10 protein-coding genes and 2 pseudogenes are annotated in these 11,038 nt (G+C 61.3%); 6 read left to right on the top strand and 6 right to left on the bottom strand.

Annotated elements, in window-relative coordinates:
• Positions 1–40: 40 nt before the first annotated feature.
• Complete coding sequence (locus PYH37_RS02670; protein ID WP_280731900.1) at positions 41–283, bottom strand: hypothetical protein; 243 nt, start codon at positions 281–283, stop codon at positions 41–43.
• 165 nt (positions 284–448) lie between these two features.
• Entirely contained in the window at positions 449–628 is a 180-nt protein-coding gene (locus tag PYH37_RS02675; RefSeq protein WP_280731901.1) for a hypothetical protein, read from the bottom strand.
• Positions 629–718: 90 nt separating this feature from the next.
• Between PYH37_RS02675 and PYH37_RS02680 the strand changes: the two genes are divergently transcribed.
• The 6 genes from PYH37_RS02680 (at position 719) to PYH37_RS02705 (ending at position 7,405) form a co-directional block, all read left to right on the top strand.
• Entirely contained in the window at positions 719–2,161 is a 1,443-nt protein-coding gene (locus PYH37_RS02680; RefSeq protein WP_342394650.1) for a cbb3-type cytochrome c oxidase subunit I, read from the top strand.
• A complete protein-coding gene (locus PYH37_RS02685; protein WP_280731903.1) occupies positions 2,158–3,822 on the top strand; it encodes a cbb3-type cytochrome c oxidase subunit II in 1,665 nt (554 codons plus the stop codon). The genes PYH37_RS02680 and PYH37_RS02685 overlap by 4 nt, the downstream gene beginning before the upstream one ends.
• Before the next feature lie 151 nt (positions 3,823–3,973).
• On the top strand, positions 3,974–4,198 hold the full coding sequence (locus tag PYH37_RS02690; protein ID WP_280731904.1) for a hypothetical protein: 225 nt from the start codon (positions 3,974–3,976) through the stop codon (positions 4,196–4,198).
• 153 nt (positions 4,199–4,351) lie between these two features.
• A complete protein-coding gene (locus tag PYH37_RS02695; protein ID WP_013845677.1) occupies positions 4,352–4,474 on the top strand; it encodes a hypothetical protein in 123 nt (40 codons plus the stop codon).
• Between the two features lie 19 nt (positions 4,475–4,493).
• Positions 4,494–5,222: a sulfite exporter TauE/SafE family protein gene (locus tag PYH37_RS02700; RefSeq protein ID WP_280731905.1), complete on the top strand. Its 729-nt coding sequence runs from the start codon at positions 4,494–4,496 to the stop codon at positions 5,220–5,222.
• A gap of 56 nt (positions 5,223–5,278) precedes the next feature.
• The gene (locus tag PYH37_RS02705; protein WP_342394651.1) at positions 5,279–7,405 is read left to right on the top strand and encodes a heavy metal translocating P-type ATPase; all 2,127 of its coding nucleotides are present in this window, start codon (positions 5,279–5,281) and stop codon (positions 7,403–7,405) included.
• A 63-nt stretch (positions 7,406–7,468) separates the two neighbouring features.
• Here the strand turns inward: PYH37_RS02705 and PYH37_RS02710 are convergent.
• The 4 genes and pseudogenes from PYH37_RS02710 to PYH37_RS02730 form a co-directional block, all read right to left on the bottom strand.
• A pseudogene (locus PYH37_RS02710) lies at positions 7,469–7,927 on the bottom strand (CorA family divalent cation transporter); the annotation flags it as partial.
• A gap of 363 nt (positions 7,928–8,290) precedes the next feature.
• Positions 8,291–9,007, bottom strand: coding sequence for a hypothetical protein (locus PYH37_RS02715; protein ID WP_280731907.1), 717 nt, complete (start codon positions 9,005–9,007; stop codon positions 8,291–8,293).
• A gap of 527 nt (positions 9,008–9,534) precedes the next feature.
• Complete coding sequence (locus PYH37_RS02725) at positions 9,535–9,822, bottom strand: NnrU family protein (RefSeq protein WP_280731908.1); 288 nt, start codon at positions 9,820–9,822, stop codon at positions 9,535–9,537.
• Positions 9,823–10,622: 800 nt separating this feature from the next.
• Positions 10,623–10,869, bottom strand: a pseudogene (locus tag PYH37_RS02730) (helix-turn-helix domain-containing protein).
• Positions 10,870–11,038 lie beyond the last annotated feature (169 nt).

Raw genomic sequence — 11,038 nt, forward strand, 5'->3', positions numbered from 1 at the left:
GTCGAAGCGCGATGCGCGCCCGATCCCGCTCGCATCGTTCTCACGACTCGCGTTCAGGAAGGTCGAAGTTGAGCTGCAACATTCGCGCAATGTTTATCAGAATGGTCTCGCAGACCTTATCTTGATGAGGATCCAGATATTTGACAGTCCAGTTTGCCCCGTTCTCCTTGGTTTCGAGCCGCTGAATCACAAAGTCGGTAACGTGCTCGCATCCCGGTTCCTTATGAAGATCCGCGAGGATCAATTCCTTAAGCTCCGAAGCTTCCTTTGTATGTCTTTGCATGGCCGCTCTCCTTCCGGATGACATCTTTCGACGCATCGCTCAACTGCATAATGGCGATCTCCGTCATGGCTAGACATGGTACTGTTTTGGCTCTATTTTTAAAAGTTGCCCCTCGTCCCCATGAAGGAGGTGGCTTCTATGACGATGCGCGAGTTGATGAGCGGGTTACTGGTGCATCGAGGAGCCGAACCAGGGCGAGAAGATCGATCCCGAATCGCAGGCGATGAAGGCGCTCGAGGCGTACATCACCTGGTTGAACACCGGCTCGGTGTTGGTGCCACGCAAATACTGGCCTAGTCGATAGCCGGGGCACCGGCTGCAGGGAGTGCGATGCGAGTCCACCATCGGGGTGACCTCGATGGCGGAAGGGTGGGGTTGAAGCAGTCGTGCGGCCCAAGAGCCGCGCGGGAGGTCGATGCGTTGGCAGAGACTGGGATGGAGCTGCGCGGCAACTTCGCGAATGTGGACCTGGATGCGCTGGTCGACAACCGGGTCGTGCGGACCTGGCTTTATTTCGGCATGTTCTGGCTGATGGTGACGCCATCCGTCGGCGTTTTGATCTCGAGCACCTTCAACTACCCTGACTATCTCGGATCGGGCAACCTTGAGTTCACCTTCGGCCGGCTGCGCCCGGTCCACGTCAACGGTGTCATCTTCGGCGCCTTCTCGACGCTTTTCATCGGCCTTTGCTACTATCTCGTTCCGCGTCTGTCGGGGGTGCGGGTGATATGGTCGGAGTGGTCGGTTCTTCTCGCATGGGTCTGGAACATCGCAACACTTGCCGGTTTGGTCGGCTTGCTGATCGGCGACAGTGACGGTTTGGAAGCCGGAGAGCTTCCGCTCTACGCGAAAGTCGCATTCTTCATCGTGGTGGCTGTCGCTACCGCGCAGTTCCTGATCACGATCAGTCGAAGGCTCGAGCCAGCGATCTATGTCGCGCTATGGTACCTGATCGCCACTTTCGTGTGGACGACGATGAACTTCGTGCTTGGAAGCTTCATCCTGCCATACACGATTTCGGGCATCAACAGCGCCGCCTTCCATGGCCTCTATCTCCACTATATCGTCGGGCTGTGGCTAACGCCCGCAGGCTACGTGATCATCTACTATTTCCTGCCGGTCAGCGCGCGAAATCCGCTCTATGCCCATAAGCTCTCGCTGGTAGGCTTCTGGTCCCTGGCATTGTTCTACCCGTTCGTCGGCATCCACCATTACCTCTACAGCCCGATCGCCGACTGGGCCGAGACCTTGGCCGTCGTCACGTCGATGCTGCTGATCATTCCGGTGTGGACGGTGCTGGTGAACTTCTTTGGCACCATGATGGGCAAGTGGCATGAGTTCGGCAGGAACCTGCCGGCGAAGTTCCTGATCATGGGCTCGCTCATGTATCTGGTCGGCTGCTTCCAAGGCTCGACCGAGGCGCTGCGGCAGCTGCAGCAGCCGACCCATTTCACCGATTTCGTCATCTCGCATTCGCACCTTACCGTGTTCGGCACGTTCGTCGTCTGGGCGATGGGGGGCCTCATCTATACTTGGCCGCGGCTGTTCGGGCGCGAACTCTGGTCATTCAAGCTCGGCAACTGGTCGTTCTGGCTGATCACCGTCGGCATCGCGACCATGGGCCTCGTCCTCACAGCGGGCGGGCTGCAGCAGGGTTATCAATGGATGAATGGGGTCGAATGGCTCGACTCGCTCGTCTGGGTGAAGCCCTACTGGCTGGCGCGGACCCTGGCAGGCATCAGCATGGATATCGGCATGTCGCTGCTGGTGCTGAATCTGATGCTGACCGCTCTGACCAGCCCGGCGGTTGAGGCGCGACGCGTCCGCGGGCCGGTGGAGGCGCCTATCCCGGCCCCGGCTGGAGGGCTCGCACGGTGAACGTTCGCTTCTTCGCGCTGTTCGCCGGCGTCTTCTGCATCACCCTTGCGGTGATCACGCAGGGCGTGCTGCCCTTCGTGGAGCCGTCCTCGCGAACGACGCGCGTGACCTCGGTGGTGCGCACGGATTTCGGCCAGTTGAAATGGATGGTTTCAGAGGCGACGGACTACACCGAGCAGCAGCTTCGCGGCCGCAACATTTACCTGCGCGAAGGCTGCTGGTACTGCCATTCGCAATTCGTGCGGCCAGTGACCGGCGAGATCCGCCGCTGGGGACCGGTCAGCGAGGCGGGCGAATACGCCTATGACGTGCCGCACCTGTTTGGCACACGCCGGATCGGACCGGACCTGACGCGCGTCGGCCTGAAATACAGCGACGAGTGGCACCTGGCGCACTTCTACGATCCGCGGATGCTGGTGCCGGACTCGATAATGGCGCCGTATCGCGGCCTCTTCCACGAGCCCGATGCAGCCGTCCGTATCGTTGACGACGGCGCTGGCAATCGGACCCTGGAACGGACAGAGGTCACCGAAGGCCTGTTCGACTTCGACAGCCAGCAAGCGATCCAGCTGACGCCGAATGCATCCGGGTTGCTGTTCGTGCCGCTGAAGGCGCGCGATAGAAAGCCGATCGTCCTGACGCCGAACGACGAATACACAGGAGAAACCGTCAGTATCGTGGCGGAGACGGAATCGGTGGCGGCGCTCGTTTCCTACCTCCAGAAGCTCGGCACGAACCGGGGTAAATGGCGCGATCTGTTCGAGCCGCAAAGCCTGGAGGTCATGGATGCGACGATGCCGCGATCCGAGGAATGGATTGCTTATGGCAAGGAAGTCTATGAGCGCCGCTGCATCGGTTGCCACGGTGCCAAAGGCGACGGCAACGGGCCGGCCGCCACCTTTATGTTTAACCAGCGGCCTAGGGACTTCACGTCCGCAGTCTTCAAGTTCAGGTTGACAAAGGAGCCCCTGCCCACGGACGGCGACATGCTGCGCACCATTACTCGCGGCGTCCGCGGCACGGCAATGCCCCCTTGGTACGACCTGCCGCTCAACGATCGGCTGGCGGTGATCCAGTACATCAAGTATGAGCTAGCGGTTGACCGTTCCGATCCTGCCAGTCCTTACGCTTTCTTCGTCGAGGAACCGCCTGGCCCACCGTTGTATATCGGGCGCCCGCCGATCCCGTCCCAGACGATGCTGGACCGTGGCAAGGAGGTTTGGCAGGTGGCGAAATGCTGGGAGTGCCACGGCCAAGGCGGCAAGGGCGACGGCGAGAAGGCTGCCGGCCTCAAGGATGATCTCGGGTTCGCCAGCGTGCCGGCCGACCTCACAAGCGGCCAGTTCAAGTCTGGCCCGGCCGTCGAAGACATCTTCCGGACGATAACTACCGGCCTCAGCGGCACGCCGATGCCGTCCTACCGGAATGCCTTTCCGGACGAGGACCGGTGGGCGCTTTCCTATTTCGTGGTGGCGCTTTCCGCCTATAAAGACCCGCTCTCGCTGCAGCCGCTCTCGATCAAGAAGGAGGCCCGCGCGGCGCTGAACGATCTGGAACTGGTCGCTGACAAGCCTGAGCGAGCGTATGTACCCGATCCGTCGGTGCCAGCGTCTGGCCCGCCAGCGCCGCCTGGCGAGGAACAGGCACCCGCCGGAGGTTAGCGCATGCTCGGTTTTGAAGTCACCGGACCCTATGCGGGCGCCATGCTGATGAGCCTGGCGGCCCTGTTCTTGTTCATCTGGGGCGTCCTATCCGGCGCCTTGAGCGGCACCGACAAAGCCGCCAACGGGTTTTTTGAAAGGGAAATGGAAAATGAGCGATCTGCAGAGCAGCGATCCGGAGAGCCCGAGGCATCCGGAACTGGAGGTGCGTCAAAGCTCGCACCCTGAACTGGAGGACTATGCCGGCGGCCTGATACAGGCGCGTGTGGGATTCATTCCGCTATGGCTTCTCGTCGTCTACGTACTGCTGTTCGCCTGGGGGCTGTATTACATGTATGTTTATTGGGGCGGACTCGGCCCCGGCCGTCTGTTCTAAGAAGACTGTCGCCAGGGCCGGTAAGGCAGGAGTGATGGAGATGTTGATACCTAAAATTCTCCTTGGGGTCGCCGCATTGAACCTCCTTTTCCTGGCCTTCGAGGTGGCGATAAACGTGCTTCGTCTTTATTTCGGCTGACATAGGAGCAGCGGATGCTACAGGACACCGTCTTCAAGCTCGCTGACGCCGGCTTGCCGCAGATGCTCGGCTTCCTCATCTATGGCGGCTGCACCGTCGGCTTTATCATCTACCTTTTCTATCTTGTGCGGCAATAGCGGCGCAGCGACAACGCCAATGATCTACTACCTCGTGATCTTCGCCGCTGGATTTGCAGGCAGCTTTCATTGCATCGGCATGTGCGGCGGCTTTGCCTGCGCGCTGGGCCGCGATCAGCGAGGCGGAGGCGCAACCGTCCTTCGCCATCTGCTCTACAATACCGGCCGGTTGACAACCTATTGCTTTCTGGGCGGGCTCGCGGGTGCGATCGGTCAGGTCATCTGTACCACGCAAGGTCTAACGGCAGCGCCGCTCTTGAACGGCTCCCTCGACATCGCCCAACGAATTCTCGCGATCGTCGCTGGCCTGCTCATGATTGCCATGGCGTTGCAGTTCTTCGGCTTGCTGCAGGTCTTTCATCGCCTTGCGATCGGATTTGGCGGCAGCACATTTGCATTGTCCCTACGCGGTCTCTTGACGGCCCGGAGCAGCGCCGCACCGCTCGCCTTTGGCGTTTTCAACGGCTTCCTGCCATGTCCGCTAGTCTATGCCTTCGCCGCCCAGGCGGCGAGCACCGCCGGAGCGCTTCCCGGGTTCCTCGTCATGGCATGGTTCGGACTGGGAACCTTCCCCGCGATGTTGATGATGGGCGGCGTTGGCCGGATACTCGGGCCAGCCTGGCGGCGGCGCGGCGTGCGGCTGGCTGGTGGCTTTATACTTTTGCTCGGTCTCATCACGCTCGGCCGTGGTCTCCTGCCTTCTCACCCGCATATCGGCCTTGCCTGGCTGGGCGGACATCCCGTATGACTGCGCATGACCATATCCTCTGTAGCCATTGTTCGCTGCCCGTCGGCCTGCGCCCGATGGAGCGCAGGCTCAACGGTGAGGCTTGCGCGTTCTGCTGCTACGGCTGTTGCATCGCCTTTCAGGTGAAGAGCGGCAGACACGAAGAGTGGGAAGCCGCCTGGCTTCTGATCCAGCTCGGCGTGGGAGGCTTTCTCTCCATGAATATCATGATGTTCAGCCTCCTCCTCTATTCGGACGCGTTCACCGGCGTCGATGCGGGCGTGCTGCCGTGGGTTCACCTTTTGCTCTGGATCTTCGCGACGCCGGCGGTGGTGATTCTCGGCGGACCCTATCTGCGCGAAATGTGGCTCAATGGCATTCAGGGACGAGTGACGTCGTCGGCACTCATCGTGCTCGGCGTCGCTGCCGCTTACCTCTATTCGGCATTTGCCGTGTTCGAGGGCAGCACGCATGTCTATTTCGATACCGCCGTGATGGTGATGATGCTTTTCACCGTTGGCCGCTATCTCGAGGCTGTTGGCCGCGCAAGGGCGGCGCGCGACCTCGAACCTCTTCTGGCCGCAGAAAGCGAGAGCGCGACCGTGGTCGATGGCGCGGCAGAGATCCGCCGTCCGGTGCGGGAGGTGTCGGCCGGCATGCTGGTGCGGGTCCGGCCAGGCGAGCGCATTCCGGTCGACGGCCTGGTTGTCGAGGGGGAATCGAACACCGATGAGGCCGTGATTACCGGAGAAAGCCGGCAAGTGACAAAGGGCGCCGGCTCAAAGGTGATTGCCGGCAGCATCAATATCGACGGCCCGCTCCTGATCCAAAGCAGCGGTGACGGAACCGCAACCCGCTGGGCGCGGATTTGCCGGTCGGTGCGCGAAGCGCTGGGCCGTCGCAGTCCAACCCAGCGCCTTGCCGATCGCGTCGTTGGCGTGTCCGTGCCGCTCGTCCTCGCCCTCGGCGGTTTGGCGATCGTTTACTGGGCGCAGTCATTGCCGCTCGATCGGGCGTTGCTGATTGGCCTCTCGGTACTGGTGGTTGCCTGTCCTTGTGCCGTCGGCCTCGCTGCTCCGATGGCGACATCACTCGGCATCGGCCGGCTGGCGCGGCACGGGTGCCTCGTCCGCGACCCCGGCGTGCTCGAGACTCTCGCGCGTGTACGGTTGCTCGCCTTCGACAAGACCGGCACTCTGACGGCGGGCAAAGTGCGTCTCGTCGGCATCGACCGCGAGGAGGTCGGCATCGACGAAGTACTGGCGCGCGCCGCCGGTCTGGAGCGCCTTTCCCAGCATGGTCTGGCGCGGGCAATCGCGGCGGCCGCCGCTCAGCGAGACATCACACCGCTCGTCACCCGCGATGTTCGGACGGTTCCTGGCCGTGGCATCCGCGGCAACGCCGAAGGCCGGCCCGTGGCGGCAGGGAACGGCAGATTAATGAATGATCTGGGCTGGCCGCTTCCCCCGTCGCTGGTCGAGCGTGCGCGGTCGCTGGAGGCGAGCGGTTATTCGGTGGTCTATGTCGGTTGGGGCGAGCGGGTTCACGCCGTGCTGTCGCTCGATGATTCACCGCTTCCCGAGGCGCAGGCCGCGATCGCGGCCCTGCGTGAGCGCGGGCTCGACGCCACGCTGTTGACCGGCGACTTGGCGCAAGCGGCGGAGCGGATCGCGGCCCTGGTTGGGATCAAGGACGTCCAAGCGGGCCTTTCGCCCGAGGCCAAACGGCTGGCCCTGGATCGGCTCCGCCATCACCACGGTTCGGTGGCGATGGTCGGCGATGGACTGAATGACGGGCCGGTCCTGGCCGCCGCAGATGTCGGTATCGCCGTCGGCTCCGCCACCGATCTCGCCCGCGAGACTGCGGCGCTCGTGCTGCCTGCGGATGGATTATGGATGCTGCCCTGGATCGTCGACGTGGCCCGCGCGGTCCGCAGGACCATCTTGACCAACCTTATGTGGGCGTTCGGCTACAACCTCGTCGCGCTGACGTTCGCAGCATTCGGACTTCTGCAGCCAATCCTTGCGGCGGCGGTCATGGCCGGCTCGAGCATCCTCGTGGTGGTGAATTCGCTGCGGCTGGAGCGGCTGCCCGATCCTGTTCCAGCGCTGATCCCGGAGCAACGATCCGGCACCAAGGCGGAGCGTACCCACAATGGCACCGGCATTTCCGCAATGGCCGGCCCGGCCGTCGAGCGGAGTTGAGTTTCGTTTCAGCCATACGATCTCCGACATCGGACCAAGAATGCGTTGGAAGAGGATGACCTGTCGGCGCAGACGGAAAACGCGGCGGATCTCCTCGCGCTCGAGAAACGCCACCAGCCTGTGCTTTTCCATCGCCAGCACCTTGTCCTCGATCGTCTGCACGACCGGGAGATAACCATCGACTATGAAATCGATGATCGCGTGTAGTACGTAATCCGGCCCCCTCTGCAACGATTGGGGCGAGGCCTCCAGTTGTGAGCGAAGCTCGGTGTAAGCACGTGCAGAGCCCTGCCGGACCGAGATGATGTGGTGCCGCCCGACAAACAGCGACGTTTCGCCGTAGAGATCTTGTCGCACTCGAGGTGCGCGGTTTTGGCAATCACAAAGAGCTGCTCGCCGTAGATGTCCACCTTTGCTATCTGCTGCGAATTGAGTGCATCCTCGACGGCAAGCTGATGAAGCGCGAAGGGTCGCCATCTCTTCGACCGTCCGGGGCGTAGAAGCCGATCCATGCGAATTCATCGTCTTTGAAGGAAATCGGCGTTGGGGAGAGCGGCAATTCCTCCGCGCGCTTTCCGTCTCGGTACATGAACGAGGCGACTACGGGCATGAGATTTCCTTGTTTCCAGCAACGCGAAGCAGGTATCGTAGTCTAGCCTCGGGTGTGATGGACCAGCGAGCAAATGCTGCGAGTACGGACCCCACCGCCTTCGAGCTCAGACCGAGTGAACCAGATGCGATTAGCCAGCGCACTACCAGAAGGAAGCTCTCAGCGAAAAGTCCGCTGCTAGGCGCACGGGCCTCTGAGCCTCGTGTTTTTCTCTTCAGTGCTTGGAGGGGAGGAATTGTCGGTCCGGCGACTGCCATCGCCGGACCGACGTCGTGCTACTCGGCGGGCGTGACCTTGCCGGGTAGGCTGAGATTGCCCGACGCGACCTTGAAGACGTTGCTTACGCACAGCAGCGGGGCGTGCAGGTTGCCGCTGACCTTGAGGCCTGCCGTGACGCCGTCGTATGCAGCGCCTGCGATGCCGCCGATGAGCGACAGCGGAATGGTGACGTCCACGGCGTCGCCTTTAAACGTTATCGGGTATTCCGGGCTGTCGATCAACAGCGGAACGCCTGGCCAGGTCTCCGGGACCTTAGGCTTAGCGCCTGCCGGAATGTCGATGACCTTAAGGCCACCGCCACAGGTCTTGTCTTCCGCCAGAACGACCCAGTGCGGGTGCCAGACGTCGCGGTTCTTCCCGCCTTTGGCGGCGTCGTCGAAGTCGGGGTGGAACGTTACCGCAAGCGCGACGATGCCCTGGTCTTTGTCGAAGCCGATTTCGCCGCTGTTGAACGAGGTTGGCCAGACGTAGGCGTAGACGTCGGACCCTTCGAATTTGCCCGTCGCCGCGGGTTTTTCAGAGCCTGCTTCGCCACGCACCCGGGTTGTGAACACGGCAGTGTCACCCTTCGTCGCGATGGTGGTCTCAATGATGTCAAACGGGGCCTGGACAGCCTCCGCCGGTTCGGCCTTGATGGAGTGAGCGGCGGCGGCGCTCAGCCATAAGAGCGCTGTCCCGGCGAGAAGCGCGCCGGCTGCGAATTTCCTGGCCATTTCGGTACTCTCCTTCCTTCTACAATTGCCTGGAGGCGTTGGGGCTATCCTTGTAGGCGGTGGCAGCCCGGGACGAAGAATCGGCTGTATCGTGGTCGCGGCAGTCGATGCGGATAGGTTTTAATGGTCTACAGTCGATTCCCTCAGGGCAAAGGTTTGAACAGTCGGCTTTCCGGGCCAAAGTAACTATAAGCCCGCATGGAGGTCTCATCGAGAGCAAAAACCGCCGAGAGCGGCTGCTCGTGCCGGAATGCGCGATGACTATGTCGCCGAAGACAACTCTGTCCGTGTTGTAGATGTTTTCATCGATGAGCTGGATTTGAGTGCAAAAGAGCTTTGCCGCTGCGGCGGCGACTGGGCGGCCCCGCAACGATGCTGAAGCTCTACCTCCATGGCTAGCTCAACCAGGTGCACTAGAGCCGACGGTTGGAGCGAGGCAGGCCGCAAAGTCGAGCTGATGAAGCTGACGGACGTTGATGGGCTTCCCTCCTGCTACCCAACTGCCGCCCCAATCTGCGATGTGCGGATCAGGGCAGCGACGTAACGCCAAACAGCCATTCGTGCAGTTTCCATACGAACAGCCCATAAACCAAGAGGCCTGCGATTGCAGCCATCATGTCCCGTTTTGCCGGCCCCGGCGCCGGTATGTCATTGCCCCGGCGTTTTATCGAGATGATCAGCGCGGTGAGCGAATAGAACCCTCTCCACGGCCCGTTCCCCATAACCGCAATGCGCCGGTTGCGCCAGGCCGGCGCAAAAATACGAACCGAGTGGACGCCCAGAAAGATCAGCAGGCCGAGAACCAGGATAAACATCGTCGCCTCCGCGAGAGTTACGCGCCAACCTAGCCGGTTGCTCGGAAGCGGCACTCCATGCCGCGCCCTGAGATCAGCATTATTCACTGCTGGGTAGACTACAGCCCTGCCAAGGACCAGCAACCTTGTCGACCAAGAATATTCTCCCCGCCTTCAGCGCATGAGAGACATGATCAGCGGTAACATCAGTAGTAGCAAAAAGGTTGAAAAGAATGGGGGCCTGCTCAAATCGCCCGCCTGAGACTCAGCCGACTACTGCGCGCACCCGTTCCCTCATTGAATTTGAAGGAGAGACAAAATGGCCACCAAAGACAACGCGAAGCCGGAGTAGGCAATTCCGAAAGACGTACACCGGCCATCAGCACGTCGTCGCCAAGCTGCAAGCCAGTTGCGATGCGTGTCGAGCGGTGCGCCGGGCGCACGCGGCGGCGCTTGCTCGAGCTCATGTCATCGGCAGGGTTCGAGGACTATTTTCGCGAGCTTGCACCATTCTTAGCTACCGAGACGACGCTGCAATCGGCAAGGTCGTTGCCCGATACGAGCTTGATATCCACTTCAGCACTATCCCAATCCTCGCCGAGCGGTACGGTTTGCGTCTTGGGTAACCCCAAAGGAGTGGAGCGGATCCGAGCGAACCCAGAGGGCCCGAATACATGGCCGCGCGCCGCGTTGTTAGGTGCAGCCATCGCTGCATCTGCGGCGTTCAACAAAGCCCAGTGCGGGACAACTGGGTGGCCATTGGCTTAGAAATCAGAAGCCTTGGGGCGTCGCAACTGAAAGCAGTGCGGCGCCCGATTCCGCTACTTCAGCAGGAGCGTGGAGGTTGGCACTCGAAGTGCAACGGCGATGCGCCTGAGCCTGCCCGGGTCGACATCGGCACCTAGCTCAATCCTTTTAATTTCGTGGCGCCAGTCAGACCGCAGGTTAATGCGAGGTCCTCGACGCTTTATCCCGCGCGCTTCGCGAGATCGCCGAACAGCGTCACCCTATATCGATGTGGCCTCGGCACGTGGCGGAAGCGTCTATATTGTACATTGAATTTATCATGAGATGACTCCTTCTGTCATGCGCAAGGAGCGCTCTTCGCGTGAAGGGAGCCTGCAGCCATGGAAAAGTCCGGACAGGCAGAATGATTACTATTGCAGTGCAATATAAGTTCAAGGATGACGATGCAAGGCATCGCTGGATGCGGACTTTATCGGCGCGACACAACCGC

This window comes from Sinorhizobium numidicum, from assembly GCF_029892045.1.
In the GTDB taxonomy this organism is placed as follows: domain Bacteria; phylum Pseudomonadota; class Alphaproteobacteria; order Rhizobiales; family Rhizobiaceae; genus Sinorhizobium; species Sinorhizobium numidicum.

Bases quoted from the DNA above. Each gene is read 5' to 3' on its own strand.
- PYH37_RS02670 (WP_280731900.1), bottom strand. From the start codon at position 283: ATGCAAAGACATACAAAGGAAGCTTCGGAGCTTAAGGAATTGATCCTC.
- PYH37_RS02675 (WP_280731901.1), bottom strand. From the start codon at position 628: ATGGTGGACTCGCATCGCACTCCCTGCAGCCGGTGCCCCGGCTATCGA.
- PYH37_RS02680 (WP_342394650.1), top strand. From the start codon at position 719: ATGGAGCTGCGCGGCAACTTCGCGAATGTGGACCTGGATGCGCTGGTC.
- PYH37_RS02690 (WP_280731904.1), top strand. From the start codon at position 3,974: ATGAGCGATCTGCAGAGCAGCGATCCGGAGAGCCCGAGGCATCCGGAA.
- PYH37_RS02695 (WP_013845677.1), top strand. From the start codon at position 4,352: ATGCTACAGGACACCGTCTTCAAGCTCGCTGACGCCGGCTTGCCGCAG.
- PYH37_RS02700 (WP_280731905.1), top strand. From the start codon at position 4,494: ATGATCTACTACCTCGTGATCTTCGCCGCTGGATTTGCAGGCAGCTTT.
- PYH37_RS02705 (WP_342394651.1), top strand. From the start codon at position 5,279: ATGGAGCGCAGGCTCAACGGTGAGGCTTGCGCGTTCTGCTGCTACGGC.
- PYH37_RS02715 (WP_280731907.1), bottom strand. From the start codon at position 9,007: ATGGCCAGGAAATTCGCAGCCGGCGCGCTTCTCGCCGGGACAGCGCTC.
- PYH37_RS02725 (WP_280731908.1), bottom strand. From the start codon at position 9,822: ATGTTTATCCTGGTTCTCGGCCTGCTGATCTTTCTGGGCGTCCACTCG.